Genomic DNA, 14504 nt, shown 5'->3' with positions numbered 1-14504 from the left:
CGTAGCTCCCTTTCGTTTGGGACTGCAAAGGTAGAAACTTTATTCTATTCTCCAAAATTTATTTTAACTTTTTTTTGAAGACCCAAAACCTTTTCTCTTGTTCCCTGCTATCCCTCTTTTCAACCTCTCTTTCAATCCTCGCTCCCCTTGCGAAAGCGTTTGCAAAAGTGCAACCTTTTTCTCGTTCTGTCAAGTACTATTTGAATGTTTTCTCTAAGTTTTTTGCAACTGGTTATAATTCAAACAAATAAAAATTATTCCATTTCTTATAGCCTTTCCTATGCCTATCTTTTTAGGTTTTGACAACACATATTATAAAGCATTTACGTTATTATTATATAAAAAATATTCTATGAATACGATTAACAAGATTTTGATAAGTTGTATTATTCTACTGATTTTTACTTTTTCAGGAATAAATACATCTCTGGCTCAGAAAGCCTCAAAAGAGGCTGTACCAGTAGAAGATATTCTAAAATCCAAAAAATATCAATTTAGGGCAGAAATGGTTTACCCGCGTGGAAGCATTGCAAAACACCTTACTACTGAATATGGCTTAACTATCTCGAACGATTCTTTAACTGCTGATCTTCCTTATTTTGGCAGGGCTTATACAGCCCCCATGAATCCGGCAGAAGCCGGGATTCATTTTACAGCTACTAAGTTTACCTATGAAATGGACAACGGAAGAAAAAAAAGCTGGAATGTTACAATAGAACCCAATGGGCCGGGTAATGAAGTAAGAAAAATACTTTTAACCGTTTTTGATAATGGAAAAGCTACCTTGCAGGTATATAGTAACGACAGAGAACCTATATCTTACAGCGGACGCCTAATGAAATATGATAAATAGTCTATATTTTCTTCTAAAAAAGAACAATAACTATACTTGCTAAGAATTATATATTAAAATTGTAAAACAATTCTTAGTAATCATATGAAAATAGTTAACATTTTCTTTTGTATCATTTTTATAATTTTTGCCGGACTTCAATATAATGACCCTGATCCTTATATATGGATGCCTATATATCTATATAGTGCCGCTTTATGTTACCTGGCTTCACAAAAGAAATTTTATCCTAAAGGATATCTTGCGGGCATAATAGTGTATCTTGCCTATGCTGTTTATCTTTTCTTCGACAAATATGGTGTTATAGACTGGGCCAGTGAGCATCAGGCAGAAAACATAGCCCAAAGTATGAAAGCCGGAAAGCCATGGATAGAAGAAACCAGAGAATTTTTTGGTTTGCTTATCCTTATTATAGCCTTAAGCATTAACTGGATGTATTCTAAAAAATTTAAACGCTCAACCCTCCGCAGATAAATATTTTAACTACCTTATGTATATAAATAAAGTATTGAAAACTTTACTTGCGGGGTTTTTATTGTTCTTCTGCCTTTTAAGTAAGGCGCAAGTTCAGAAGCAGAAATTTAAAGTCATTGCATTTTATACTGCTAAAAATGATCAGGCTCATATTAGTTTTGTTCATGAGGCTAACAGATGGTTTCCTGAAATAGCAGAAAAATATCATTTTACTTATGACTCAACCGCTAACTGGAGTAATTTAAATGCCAAATTTCTTTCGCAATACCAGGTAGTAATTTTTTTAGATACTCGTCCTGAATTGCCGGAACAAAGACTTGCTTTTCAAAGATACATGGAAAATGGCGGTGCCTGGATGGGTTTTCATTTTGCGGGATTTGCTCTGACCCCTTCCGCATATCCTCAAAACTGGGACTGGTACCACACTCATTTTTTAGGAGCAGGAGAATATGCAGGAAATACATGGCGGCCCACTTCAGCTGTATTGCGGGTTGAAGATCTCAAGCATCCCGCAACTAAACATTTGCCTACAACATTCAGATCCTCGCCTAATGAATGGTATAAGTGGACGAATGACTTAAAGGCTAATCCGGATATTAAAATACTTTTATCAATTGATTCAACCAGTTTTCCTTTAGGAACCGGCCCCAAGCAACATGAAATATGGCACAGCGGATATTATCCCGTAGTATGGACTAACAAAAATTACAGAATGCTTTACATAAATATGGGCCATAACGATATTGATTATGAGAACAAAACAAATAAAGAATTGTCATTTCAATTCGACAACTCTGTACAGAATAACCTGGTGATTGACGGTCTTTTGTGGTTAGGCCGCAGAAGAAAATAATACAAATTGCTACAGAGATTCAAGAGGAAAATACCCTAAATGAAGTTCATCTTCCTTAGTTTCATTTGTTTTAGAAAGTATAATCTGATACTGCTGTCTTAAATATTCCGGAAGAATATCCTCTACAGCGTAGCTATCATCTACATCAACACCATATTTATCGTCAATATGCGAAGGTGCACCTTCAAAACCGGTATGTTTATAAAAAGCAGATTGCTTAGCGTCCGCTTTAGCAGCATTGAGATGTGAGGAAACAATCAGCAGTTTATAATGAAATTCATCAAACTCTCCTTTTCTGTAACCTCCAAGATTGATAAAAAACAACTTTTCCTTAGAAGAGTGTACTTCATCAGAAGATATAACAGCTACCGAATAACCGTTTACTTTCGTTACCTTTCTCCATGCATCCAGATGTATTTTCCCGGCATCAGGCCAGAATTGTTGTAACTGAGGAATCAGGTCGGAAATTTGACTGCCAATTCCAAAAAAGACATCATGTTGTTCGGTATGCCTTCCATGCGGTTTACATCCTGCAAGCACCATAAAGAGTTTTTTGTGTTCCATAAATATTAAAACCCAAACATACGAAACAAGCGATTAAGTCCATTAAAAATACAGTTAACAGCATCACGATAGGGAGTATAAAAGCTGGCAGACTGAACAATAAAATGTCCTCCTGTTTGTTTTGCCCAAATATTCTTTAATTAACGGAAAGCCATCTCTGGGACATACCGTTTTTTTATGAGCCAGCCAATGCTTCTTTAAAGTAAACTCCTTTTTCCACTTTAAAAAATCAAAACTATAATTAACCGCTTCATTGGTTAAATCCTTAAGAACATTATCGGGCAAATTTTTAATCTGGTTTAAAGGATGTAAGTGAATCCGAAATAAAACTTCGTTTTTTATAATGTTGCCAACTCCTGCAAAAATATTCTGATCAAGCAATGCATCGCATACTAACAATTCGGGTCGCGATTTAAGTTTTGCAATTGCTTTACCTGCATCAAAATTTGGGTTCATTACATCTGCAGACCAATCGTATACCTCATCCAAAGGCTGCTCCAGCAATTGAACTGAACAAGTATAAAAATTGAGTTGCCCGTCTTCAAATTTCAACGATAATCTGGGGGTGGCTGCTTTCTCTTCGTTTATCCGGTATGAACCGAAAAGCATAAAATGAATGCGTACAGTACATTTTTCAAAACAGATAAGAAAATGCTTACCCCAGCTTTTAAAGTCGAGAATTGTTTGGTTAATCAGAACAGACAGATCAAACGCTTTTGAATTTCCGCTAACTACACAAATTGTTCTTCCTTTAAATTCCTGCACAGCTTCTTTCAGAATAACAATTGAAGGACCTTCGGGCATAACGAGCGGTTTATTTAGTTAAACAGCTCCTGTTCGGCTGTAAAATAGGTTTTTCTTGAATTCAAACTTTGTACTTCAATCCGTGTACCTGCAGGACTTTCTTTTCTTTTTGGATTGTGAATTTTTAAAAAATCGCGTATCTCACCATGAATTAAATCAGGATGCGAGGTTAAAATCTGTTCTTCCGCTTCTTTTAAAACTGTTTTTATTGAAGATGTAAGCTCCTCTATTTTATGTTTTGGAATTTTATTACAAACCGAGAACGGGGATAAACGAGCATGCCATAAAATCTCATCCGCATATGCATTTCCAATTCCCCGGATAATATGCTGATCCATTAACAGGTTTTTAATAGCTGTTCGAGTTGTTTGAAGCTTTTCTTCCAGATACGTTGCTTTTAAGCCTTTACCCAGCGCATCTGGCGCTTCTCCTTCAACCGGATCAAAAGTCAGAGTTGCAAGGCCCTGGAAGTCCGCAAGAACAAGACCTGTATCATCATTGAAGACTAACTCTGCAACCATATTTTTTTGTTTGTTTTCTTTTTCAAACAAAAAGAGTTTGCCGTTCAGCATCAGGTGCATACCCAGTTTGTGCCCGTTTTTAAACCTAAAACGTAATTCCTTTCCCTCACGGTAAATCTCTTCAAGCTTCTCCCCTTCTAGCTGTTTCTTAATATCCTGCTGCGAGATATTTAATTTAGAGACTTTATAAACAGATATTGTTTTAAGTGTTTTACCAGCAAGTTTCTTATTTAAATTACGGCTGAAGACCTGGAGATCGGGAAGTTCAGGCATAAGTTTTTACTATACCTAACTTGACGTTTTATAAAAAGTTTTGGGTAAACAGTACTGTTTTTAGGCCTGTTGCTCTGAAACAATTCCGGAGGTAACTATTAACTGACCTAAATGTCTCATAGTGTGCTCTGCAGCGTGAAAAAGTAACCCAATTACGGTTGAAGGCAAAGCAGCCCGGCCTACCGGACGATAATCAGTAAGAATTGTTTCGGGAGTAGATTTAAGTTGTTCTATTGCACTATCTACCTGCCTGGTAAAGCGTTCTAATAATTCTGCGGTAGTAGAACCACGGATTGCATCTTTTTCTGCCTTAAGTTCTGCAAATTGATTTTCGCTTAACTTTTCGTTGCGGGCATAAGTAAATAGCCTGTCTATCACTCCGCATAGATGCTGTAGATGAAAGCCGCATGAAGCCATCCCGGCCGGGCGAACCCAAAGTAATTCTGTTGGGAATGAGCGTATCTTCTCTTCCACTTCTTCTCTTGCCTGCAACAAGGCATGGGCAACGGGCTGCAGCAAGGGAGTAATTTCCGGTACAGGCCCGCGTTGCCAAACTTCAACAGGATTTGAAGGCATAAAATGATTAATTAAGCTATTTTTTTAACTTTTACAGCAGTTGGACCTTTTTGACCCATTTCAACTTCAAAGCTTACTTTATCATTTTCTTTTATCGGCTGAAGTAAGCCATTTATATGAACAAAAACACTTTCCTGTGTTTGCTGATCTTTAATAAAACCGTAGCCTTTTGATTCATTAAAGAATGTTACTTTTCCATTGCGAACAGTCTCCTGTTCAATAAATTCTTGTCGGGGAACTCCAATCTGAATATCTTCCGTATTAAATTTTTTCTTTTTATTCGGATCAGGAGGAGTTGAGGATATATTACCGTTTTCATCCACGTAAGCCATCATATCTTCTAAACCTTTCCCTTTACTAGAGTTGGCTTTACGTTCTTCGGTCTTTTCTTTTTTTTCCTGTTGCTTTTTTAATCGTTTTTTTTCTTTTTCTTTTTTACTAAATGTTTCTGTTGATCTACCCATATTTTACTTTTACTTACTCTAAAGAGCTTTTGTTGCTAAGGTCGGTATAATTTAACGGATTTTAAGATAAAAATGAAAATCGATCTCTTTTATAGAAAAAAATCCTCTATTTATTTCCCCCGGATAAGCAGTACATCCTGTCCGCGTAAACTTAATTTTGGTTTATCTTTTAATCCATGATCCAGATAGCTGGCTGTAAGAACAAAAGCACCTTTCTGTGATGAATTAACGGGCAGCTTAAGCCGAAAGAAACCTTCTGTACCCGAATAATAGCTTACATTTGATTCAGCAGCATTCTCCAAAATCCACTGCACCATGTTTTGCGTTTCTTCAGTGCTCAGTTCCGGATGGGTAGGCATAACAGTTTTTCCCCAAACACCTGTAGAACCTTCCCGTATATGCTTTGCCAGCAAATCTATAGTTGCTTTATCAGACCGGTACCGTTTACTTATTTCATAAAAAGACGGGCCTATTAGCTTTGAACTAAAAGCATGGCAGTTTAAACAGTTGGATGTTTTAATTGCGGCAAAGCCGGGAGGATCGTCTTTTACAGCGTTTTTTAATTCAGTCGCTATCTTGGATTCTTCCACAAATTTTACTTTCAGAAATACTTCATTTGCGGCTATTTCCTGGTATTTCGAGTCACCGTCTTCTTTATCGGATACATCAATGGAATACTGTACAGGTGCATTCCATTCAAAAACACTATTATTTTTAGGAGAAACAATCTTAACAACCGGCGCCTGATTCTGCTGAGCACCCAGATTAATTGGAGTAGCAAGTTTAGAATTCAGGATTTTAAACCCGGATGCAAAAAACAGCAAAAGAAAAAGCACACTATTCAGATAAAAAAAGTTTGTGTTTTTAATCATGATTCCGAATGCTTTATAACTGATTAATCTCTTTTGCAACCCGCTGTGCAGAGCGGATACAGGATTCCATTCCGCGGCTGAGATTATCTGCATAAGTTCCGGCAAAATAAATTCTTCCTTCCGGTTTTAAAATTTCCGGCCAGAACCTGTGCATTTCGCCAATCGGGAATGGCTCCATTTCGCAGGCAGGTGCAAATTTGTCTTTTGTCCAGTCTACAGTTAAAGCTTGAACTATTGTATCCTGTTTGCCGGGATAAACACTTCGAAAGGCTGCAAGCACCCGTTGTGGAGAAAGTCCGCCAGGACCGTAAGCTTTTAAAATAATTCTGCTTGTATCCACATCATTCGTTTCCTGCCAGATAGAGGAAATATCGGGATGTTCAAATTCCATATTAATGCTTTTAAAACCGTCATCCAGCCAGAACTTTGAACTTGCTTCAAATACATAAAAAGGATGAGAGCTGTACGACATATTATCTACTACGTATTGCTTTTGGGGCGATAAAGCAGGTGTTACAGGGATATTTTTAAACACTGGCAGGGTAATGCAATTCACTAAAAAATCTGCATTCATCTCTTTGGGTTCATCAAAACCGTATGCTTTATAAGTAACCGTAACGCCATTTTCGTTATGATTGATTGACTGAATGGGATGTGCAAGCTTTACCCTGGAACCAAGTTTTTTTGCAAAAGCTGTTGGAAGTTCCTGGTTCCCTCCTTTCAAATGAAAAGTTTCTCCTTCCGAAAGTGGAATCCCACGAAAATGCATTATTGCCAATCGCCATAGCACGTAAAGTGCTGATGTATTCTTACCGCCAAGAAAGCGCAGCGCAGCGGGTGAAGCACCTTCCTTTTTATAAATATCAGCGATGGAAATTTTATCCAGATCGTCATACCCTATCCCAAAAGGCTGATATTCATCCTTAAATTTTCCCAAATAAGGTTTCAGAAATAATGACCTGAGTGCATACCATGGATTTTCTGAAAGAAACTTTACTTCCCTGTCGTTAAACCCAAACTTTTTAAGGATGGCAGGATCAGCAAGCACTTCATCTGTATAAAACTTACCATCTATCATTTTAAGTCCGTTTCTTCCAGGTGCCGCTTCTGAGCCTTCGGCATGCGGATAAGGAAGTATGGTAAGATTAAACTCCTGAGCATATTCAAAAAAGCGTTCGTACCCGGGTTTGGTAATATGATCTGCACCATAATCAGCATATAACCCTTCTGATAATCCATCACGGCCAGTATAAACATGACCACCATGCCTTCCGCTTGCTTCCAGCACCGTTACCTCATGGCCGCTCTTCATCAATTCGTATGCACAACAAAGTCCGGTGATACCCGCACCCGCAACAATAATTTTTTTGCTATTTACAGATTTACGGTAGAGTTCGTTACCGGCTTCCTTCGGCAAAGTGGTGTCATCTTCTGCCTGTAAAATCCCGGGAATTAAAGAAGTACCGATTCCCGCAATTAATGATTTTTTAATAAATTCTCTTCTTTGCAGATCTTTCATACTGATAGGTAATAAAGGCTATTTGAATAGTGCATCGGCTTAAGCCAGATTTCTAAAAATAATTAATTCCGACAAAATTGTTAAAGATGGGTAGCAAATTTTGCCACTAAAATTATTTAGTTGAGTGCTTCTTATTTAAAAATTTGACAAGAACTCCGTTGTAAGTCAGCATTTGCCAGGTTAATTTATATACATATATTGTTATTTAATATAAAATACATAAGCAACAGAGAAACAAATAAGTAAAAATAAATATAAATAAAATCTATAGGCAAAAATTGGTTATAATTATCTTAGGGACTACCATTAGTAGTACTGTTAGCAATAGAAAAAACAGTAATTATCCAATGATCAATTAGCCCTCACTGTTTTCTGCAAGATATTTTACCAACTGAACCTTACTGTTTGAATTTGCTTCTTTTATAGCTTTCCGTCAGATGTTCTATTGTAAGATTAAACATAGTTCTGAATCATTTACCGTAAAAGGATCAATACTTGCTTTATTCTGTTCTTCTCTTAAATCTTTATTTTCTACCGTCGCCTTACACTTATTCTTAAAGAACAACCTGCTGAAATTCTCTATTTTTAATTCTCACAGCTTTACAAGAGAGGACACAACTTATTGTCTACAAACTATTAAATAAACTCTTAACTGTTTCCAATAGCTTATTTAACTTAAAATCACTATCTTTGATTAAAATAACTCGTTTAGTTGACCAAAGATCTTCTAACCCTTTTAAAAAGCTTGTCGTAAAAGACAGGGAGATATACAAAATAAACTTCCCCTTGTATAGATCATTTGGTTGTTATCATTATTAAATAAAAAACAATTTGTCATTCGAAAAATTAAATCTTAGTGTGCCTGTACTAAAGGCGCTTAAGACAGAAGGATACACTCATCCTACCCCAATACAGGAACAAGCTATTCCTGTGGTATTAGAAAGAAAAGATCTTTTGGCCTGTGCACAAACAGGTACCGGAAAAACGGCAGCATTTGCACTTCCTATCTTAACTTTATTAGCTAATAAGAACAGCGGTTCAGAAGCAATCCGAACTTTAATTCTAAGCCCTACCCGGGAACTGGCCATACAAATTGGTGAAAGCTTTACTTCATATGGAAAGCATACCGAATTAAGACACAGGGTTGTTTTTGGGGGCGTACCGGTAAATAATCAGATAAGCGCATTAAAAAACGGAACTGATATTTTAATTGCCACGCCGGGACGATTGCTTGATCTGGTAACACAGAAAGCGGTTAATCTGGCAAAAATACAGATCTTGGTTTTAGATGAAGCCGACAGAATGCTGGATATGGGTTTTATAAATGATGTGAAAAAGATCATTGCAAAACTTCCTCAGAAACGGCAAACGCTGTTTTTTTCAGCTACCATGCCGGCAGAAATTTCAGGACTTGCTTACAGTATTCTTAACAATCCGGCAAAGGTAGAAGTAACACCTGTATCTTCTACTGCCGAAAAAATAAGCCAGCGTGTTTATATGGTTGAGAAGAAGGACAAACCTTCTCTTTTGATCCATTTGTTGAAAGACAAGAGTATGGAAACCATCCTGGTATTTACCAGGACAAAACACGGGGCCGATAAACTGGTAAAAATTCTTAACCGTGCGGGTATTACTGCAGATGCAATTCACGGGAATAAATCTCAAAATGCCCGGCAAAAGGCACTTGGTAATTTTAAAGAAGGACGGATAAGGGTATTGGTAGCTACTGATATTGCAGCAAGAGGTATTGATGTAGAAGAATTAAAATATGTAGTAAATTTTGAACTGCCTAATCTGCCAGAAACCTACGTTCACCGTATCGGAAGGACAGGAAGAGCGGGCTTAAGCGGTACTGCATTATCTTTTTGTGATTTAGAAGAGCGGGAATACCTGCAGGATATAAATAAGCTTACGGCGCAATCAATTCCTGTAATAAAAGATCATCCCTATCCCCTGTTGATTACCGGCCCTGTAAATTCTGAAAAGGAGAAGAAGCAGAAAGCAAAACGGCCTTTTAAGCAATTTAAACAGCATAAAAGGAAAAAAGCAGCGGCTTGATTACCTAATCAGTAACATTCTGCCCTTTACGGAGAGAGAATAAGTACACTACTACTATCGTTCTCTCTTCTATTCTTCCTATTATCAGAATACTAAAACAATTTGTTTGACGGACTCTTTATCAAAGAGCATCTTCTATTAAGAAGTTTGTGAAATACCTTATCTAAATAAACACTACTATAATGAGTAAAAACGAGAAAAAATCAAAGCAGAGCTATGAGGCTAAAGCAGCAAAAACCCAATCAGATTACCAATCGGGGAAAACTTCTAAAGCTGAAACAAAGGAGCCTGCCAAAAATAAAAAGAGTAAATAGAGACAGGTAATACCAGCAGCTAAGCTGAATTAGCTTAAAATTTCAGGTTGCTCTTTATCCAGTCCTTTACTTCTTCCTGGCTTTTAATATGTGGAGGTAAGGTATTGCGAATAAGTTTCTCCATTTTGTTGCCGGTGTTTGAAAACCGGTAATCCCATAATATCATCAATTTGTTTATAAGATAAACGACTTCATTGCCTTCGCCCCGGTCAAACTCAGTACCGTCTAACTTACCATAAACCTTCAAATCGGTTGTCTGATAAAATGACCATTTATAATCCTTATAGATTAAATTTCTTTTGGAAAATAATATCATATTTAAATATCCCGACTAAAGGTACATTAATAAAAGAGTACCTTAACCAAATATCCGCTTTTATTATTTACCTCGATCGAGTGCAGATCTTTTTTTGCTAATAATACCCGTGAACAATTAATAATTTATGTCAAAAATCAGCTTTAATAACACCAGCAACCCTTTTTTCAAATCTTTAAAGGCTAAGGTTAATAATTATTTCATCGAGAATCAGTTTTCAAAGACCGGTGGATTAAAACTTTTCGTTAAGAGTATGTTCATTACATTGTCTGCTATAATACTATACATGGTGCTTATTTTCTTTACACCTTCAAGCCTTGTAGCAATTATACTGTGTTGTTTCCTTGGATTTAATCTTGCAGTAATCGGATTTAATATCATGCACGAAGGAGGACACGGAAGTTTTTCAAAATACAAGTGGCTGAATGCCCTATCGGCTTATTCGTTAAACGTGTTAGGAGGCACTATCCATTTCTGGAAACAGAAACATAATATTGACCATCATACTTACACAAACATTGAAGGAATGGATCATGATATAGATGTGAAATTTATGCGGATGCATCAGGAACAACCGCAGCACTGGTATCATAAATTTCAGCATATTTACTGGATATTACTTTATGGGATATCGTATATGGCATGGGTATTATACCAGGATTTTGAAAAATATTTTTCAGGTAAGATGGGAAGATTGGGGAAAACCGAAAAAATGAACTTGAAAGAGCATGTTATTTTCTGGCTAACTAAAACAAGCTATCTGATGGTTTATATTGCCGTTCCGGTAATAGCAGTAGGCTGGATAAAAGCTTCTATCGGATTCCTGATTGTTAGTATTGTTTGCGGCTTTTCTATCAGTATTGTATTTCAGTTAGCACATGTAGTAGAAGGAACGCAGTTTCCTGAACCGGATATAGATACAAATAAGATTCAAAAAGAATGGGCAGTGCACCAAATAAGTACTACAGCAAATTTTGCAACAAAAAGCAAAATGATTTCCTGGTTTTTAGGAGGATTAAACTTTCAGGTGGAGCATCATCTATTTCCTGGAATCAGTCATATACATTATCCTCATATAAATAAACTCGTAAAAGAAACGTGCAGAGAATTCGATATCTCTTACCTGGAACACAATACAATAGGAAAAGCATTTATTTCGCACATTTTGCATATAAAAAAACTTGGTAGTGTCATTTAAATATCCTGTTATCAATAAACCGTTTTCTTTTTGAATAAGAATAGATGTCTTAGTTTTTTAATCGTACATTTATAGAATAAATAAAAAAACAATGCAACAAGGAACAGTAAAATTTTTTAATGAAACTAAGGGTTTCGGATTCATCACACCTACTTCAGGTGGCAGCGAAATCTTTGTTCATTCATCAGGCCTTATTGATAACATTCGTGAGAATGATACAGTAAACTACGAAGTAGAACAAGGTAGAAAAGGTCTGAACGCGGTAAATGTAAAAGTTATATAACAATATACATATCATTGAATCGTAAGCATCCGTTGGTAACGGATGCTTTTTTTTATTTCCCCATTGGCATTAAGTGATATTTTTCAAACTCATACGAATCGATCCTTCCTTTAACTCTTACCCAACCAAAAGGCGAGTTTTTGTCCTGCGGAATCTCAGGAATTTCAGCAAATGTCCAGCCTCCCTTTCCCGGGAATTTCTGCAACATATACTCTTTTTGTACTAAAGGCTTCTCCATACAAGTCAATGATTGTCACTAAGGTATAATTCCATTACGGAAAATTCAATTCCTTCTTTTACGAATGTATTTCCCGTATTTATCAATCCAAACTTTTCATAAAAAGACTTTTTATTTACCCTTGCATTGCACCAAAGCCTTTTCATCCCTTTATTCCCGGCTACATCTAAAATGTACTTTAAAAGATGCGTTCCATAACCTTTTCCCTGTTTATCAGTTAAGGTAGCAAGTTTTCTGAATTGCATATCAGTGCCCGCTTCAAAGCATGAAACCACCGATGTAAGTACTCCGTCAACAAACAAACCATAATGCAGGCCGGCATTATCATCGCTTATTTTTACAAAATCAATCGGCTTGTCGGGCCACATCACCTTTTGCCTTATTAGCCACGTATCTTCTTTATTAATCTCTTTTATTATCATTTTATAGTATATTAATCCAGAAAATTCCTCCTTTGAATTTATTCCTCCTGATCTAATTTTCTGATTATCTTACACGGATTGCCCGCAGCAAACACATCTGGTGGAATATCTTTAGTTACCACACTGCCTGCACCTATTACAGCACGGTCTCCTATAGTCACTCCGGGACAAATAACAGCACTTCCACCTACCCAAACGTCACTACCAATTACAATAGGTTTTGCATATTCCAACCCTGAGGCTCTTTCTTTGTAATCGAGAGGATGCGTAGCTGTATATATCTGAACATTGGGCCCAAATAAGGTTCTGCTACCAATTTTAACTTTCATTACATCCAGAACTACACAATTAAAATTGAAAAAAACTTTCTCGCCAACTTCGATATTATAGCCGTAATCACAGTAAAAGGGTGTTTGAATCCACAAACCTTCTCCTGCATCCGGGATCAACTCTTTTAATATGCGTACCCGTTCTTCCACCTCATCTTCCCTGGCATCGTTCAATCTTTTTAGCCATAGCCTTGCAGATACCCGTTCATCAGAAAGCTGCGGATCTAAAGCATCGTAAAGTTCGCCATTCAGCATTTTTTCTTTTTCAGTTTTCATAAATTGGTTTTTCTGTATTGCCGGTATTTAATTCTTCGATTTTCTTTGCGAGCGCCCGTTTTTCAGTTTCTGATTTTGCTAAAGAATAGGCTTTGTCAAAATAAGTTTTAGCTTTGTTGTTGTCAATATTTTTATAAAGCTCACCCAGCAAAGCAAAGTAGTAGCGATTGCCGGTTAACCGGAGTTTTTCTGCTTCTTTAATAGCTTCTTGTTTTCCTTTTACTCTTGAAAGTGCATATGTCCGGTTCAGCGCTGCAACAGGGGAATATTCGATTTGCAGTAAGTGATTATAAAGCTGTAAAATATTTTCCCACTTCTCTTTATTATCTTCCTTAACTGTATGCCAGTACGCAATACTTGCTTCTGCATGGTATTTTGACATTCTGTTTCCACGGGACGCCTTGTGAAGATAAAAAGCTCCTTTTGTAATCAGTTCCTGGTTCCAGAAGGCTTTGTCCTGATCCTGATACAGAATAAGTTCGCCATTTTCATTTTTTCTGGCAGGAAAGCGGGATGAATGAAAGCACATTAAAGAAAATAAAGCATTCACCTGCGGTTGCTTCGTTTGTTCATTTTCAAGAAGCAGATAGGTTAATCTCATTGCTTCCAAACAGAGGTCTTCTCGTACAACAGAGTCTTGACTTTCTGAATAATATCCTTCGTTGTAAAGTAAATATAAAGTTGTAAGAACGTTTTCAAGGCGCTTATCAATCTCCTGTTTCAAGGGAAGTTCAACAGGAACTTTTTCATTTCGCAATTTTTCCTTTGCTCTGAAAAGGCGTTTGTTGATAGTTTCTTTATTGCTTAAAAAAGCATTGGCAATTTCTTCAATACCAAAACCGCAAAGAACACGAAGCGCAAGAGCTATCTGCGATTCAGCCGAAATGGAAGGGTGACAAACTGCAAAAAGCATTTGCAGCTGGCTATCCCGAATATTTTCTTCTGATAAATCAATTTCCTGTTCATGGTACCGGGGTGAAGACTTTTTTATTTCGTCAGCAACTCGTTTAACAAAAATGCCTTTCCGGCTGATATAATTCCTGGCTTTATTTTTTGCCACGGCATACAACCATGCGGTTGGATTTTGAGGAATACCTTTGTAAGTCCAGGTATCAAGTGCCGCTACAAAAGTTTCACTTGCAATATCTTCTGCACTTTCAATATTTTCAATTCCTAAAAGCTTACAAATTACCGCAGTTATTTTCCGGAATTCAGTTCGAAATAAGTGCGGTATTAACTCCTGTTTCATCATACAAAAAACCTCTGTATCATCATTTAATACAGAGGCGTTAACGAT

At 36.8% G+C, this 14504-nt stretch carries 18 protein-coding genes; 6 read left to right on the top strand and 12 right to left on the bottom strand.

Annotated features, from left to right (window positions below):
* Positions 1 to 352: 352 nt before the first annotated feature.
* The 3 genes from ACLCDL_RS17385 (at position 353) to ACLCDL_RS17375 (ending at position 2180) form a co-directional block, all read left to right on the top strand.
* Positions 353 to 853: a DUF4251 domain-containing protein gene (locus ACLCDL_RS17385; protein WP_423149689.1), complete on the top strand. Its 501-nt coding sequence runs from the start codon at positions 353 to 355 to the stop codon at positions 851 to 853.
* An 84-nt stretch (positions 854 to 937) separates the two neighbouring features.
* Positions 938 to 1327 (top strand): transmembrane 220 family protein, encoded by a 390-nt coding sequence (locus tag ACLCDL_RS17380; protein WP_423149688.1) that lies wholly within the window; start codon positions 938 to 940, stop codon positions 1325 to 1327.
* Between the two features lie 16 nt (positions 1328 to 1343).
* Complete coding sequence (locus tag ACLCDL_RS17375; protein ID WP_423149687.1) at positions 1344 to 2180, top strand: ThuA domain-containing protein; 837 nt, start codon at positions 1344 to 1346, stop codon at positions 2178 to 2180.
* A gap of 9 nt (positions 2181 to 2189) precedes the next feature.
* Here ACLCDL_RS17375 and ACLCDL_RS17370 read toward each other — a convergent pair whose 3' ends face one another.
* From ACLCDL_RS17370 to ACLCDL_RS17340, 7 genes are all read right to left on the bottom strand, one after another.
* A complete protein-coding gene (locus ACLCDL_RS17370) occupies positions 2190 to 2744 on the bottom strand; it encodes a DUF1543 domain-containing protein (protein ID WP_423149686.1) in 555 nt (184 codons plus the stop codon).
* 63 nt (positions 2745 to 2807) lie between these two features.
* Positions 2808 to 3548 (bottom strand): DNA-formamidopyrimidine glycosylase family protein, encoded by a 741-nt coding sequence (locus tag ACLCDL_RS17365; protein WP_423149685.1) that lies wholly within the window; start codon positions 3546 to 3548, stop codon positions 2808 to 2810.
* A 14-nt stretch (positions 3549 to 3562) separates the two neighbouring features.
* On the bottom strand, positions 3563 to 4342 hold the full coding sequence (locus ACLCDL_RS17360; protein WP_423149683.1) for an Fpg/Nei family DNA glycosylase: 780 nt from the start codon (positions 4340 to 4342) through the stop codon (positions 3563 to 3565).
* 60 nt (positions 4343 to 4402) lie between these two features.
* Positions 4403 to 4918, bottom strand: a complete 516-nt coding sequence (locus tag ACLCDL_RS17355; RefSeq protein WP_423149682.1) for a DinB family protein — start codon at positions 4916 to 4918, stop codon at positions 4403 to 4405.
* Between the two features lie 11 nt (positions 4919 to 4929).
* The gene (locus ACLCDL_RS17350) at positions 4930 to 5382 is read right to left on the bottom strand and encodes a cold-shock protein (protein ID WP_423149681.1); all 453 of its coding nucleotides are present in this window, start codon (positions 5380 to 5382) and stop codon (positions 4930 to 4932) included.
* Positions 5383 to 5492: 110 nt separating this feature from the next.
* Positions 5493 to 6254, bottom strand: a complete 762-nt coding sequence (locus ACLCDL_RS17345; protein WP_423149680.1) for a c-type cytochrome — start codon at positions 6252 to 6254, stop codon at positions 5493 to 5495.
* A 13-nt stretch (positions 6255 to 6267) separates the two neighbouring features.
* Positions 6268 to 7773: a flavin monoamine oxidase family protein gene (locus ACLCDL_RS17340; RefSeq protein WP_423149679.1), complete on the bottom strand. Its 1506-nt coding sequence runs from the start codon at positions 7771 to 7773 to the stop codon at positions 6268 to 6270.
* 831 nt (positions 7774 to 8604) lie between these two features.
* Between ACLCDL_RS17340 and ACLCDL_RS17335 the strand changes: the two genes are divergently transcribed.
* Positions 8605 to 9831: a DEAD/DEAH box helicase gene (locus tag ACLCDL_RS17335; protein WP_423149677.1), complete on the top strand. Its 1227-nt coding sequence runs from the start codon at positions 8605 to 8607 to the stop codon at positions 9829 to 9831.
* Positions 9832 to 10179: 348 nt separating this feature from the next.
* Here the strand turns inward: ACLCDL_RS17335 and ACLCDL_RS17330 are convergent, their stop codons facing one another.
* A complete protein-coding gene (locus tag ACLCDL_RS17330; protein WP_423149676.1) occupies positions 10180 to 10461 on the bottom strand; it encodes a hypothetical protein in 282 nt (93 codons plus the stop codon).
* A 253-nt stretch (positions 10462 to 10714) separates the two neighbouring features.
* Here ACLCDL_RS17330 and ACLCDL_RS17325 point away from each other — a divergent pair, with 253 nt between their 5' ends.
* Together ACLCDL_RS17325 and ACLCDL_RS17320 are read left to right on the top strand one after the other, a co-directional pair.
* A complete protein-coding gene (locus ACLCDL_RS17325; protein WP_423149675.1) occupies positions 10715 to 11659 on the top strand; it encodes a fatty acid desaturase family protein in 945 nt (314 codons plus the stop codon).
* A 91-nt stretch (positions 11660 to 11750) separates the two neighbouring features.
* Complete coding sequence (locus ACLCDL_RS17320; protein WP_423149674.1) at positions 11751 to 11942, top strand: cold-shock protein; 192 nt, start codon at positions 11751 to 11753, stop codon at positions 11940 to 11942.
* Between the two features lie 52 nt (positions 11943 to 11994).
* On the opposite strand, the gene ACLCDL_RS17315 is transcribed toward ACLCDL_RS17320, so the two are convergent.
* Genes ACLCDL_RS17315 through ACLCDL_RS17300 form a run of 4 tightly spaced genes read right to left on the bottom strand, consistent with a single transcriptional unit; the run spans position 11995 to position 14459 of the window.
* Positions 11995 to 12180, bottom strand: coding sequence for a DUF1905 domain-containing protein (locus ACLCDL_RS17315; RefSeq protein ID WP_423149673.1), 186 nt, complete (start codon positions 12178 to 12180; stop codon positions 11995 to 11997).
* 5 nt (positions 12181 to 12185) lie between these two features.
* Positions 12186 to 12602 (bottom strand): GNAT family N-acetyltransferase, encoded by a 417-nt coding sequence (locus ACLCDL_RS17310; RefSeq protein WP_423149672.1) that lies wholly within the window; start codon positions 12600 to 12602, stop codon positions 12186 to 12188.
* A gap of 38 nt (positions 12603 to 12640) precedes the next feature.
* Positions 12641 to 13207: a sugar O-acetyltransferase gene (locus tag ACLCDL_RS17305; RefSeq protein WP_423149671.1), complete on the bottom strand. Its 567-nt coding sequence runs from the start codon at positions 13205 to 13207 to the stop codon at positions 12641 to 12643.
* Positions 13197 to 14459, bottom strand: a complete 1263-nt coding sequence (locus ACLCDL_RS17300) for an RNA polymerase sigma factor (RefSeq protein WP_423149670.1) — start codon at positions 14457 to 14459, stop codon at positions 13197 to 13199. The genes ACLCDL_RS17305 and ACLCDL_RS17300 overlap by 11 nt, the downstream gene beginning before the upstream one ends.
* Between the last annotated feature and the right edge of the window lie 45 nt (positions 14460 to 14504).

Source organism: Rubrilithobacter danxiaensis (assembly GCF_047272945.1).
GTDB lineage: Bacteria > Bacteroidota > Bacteroidia > Sphingobacteriales > Sphingobacteriaceae > Rubrolithibacter > Rubrolithibacter danxiaensis.
This window is presented reverse-complemented; position numbering and strand designations above follow the sequence as displayed.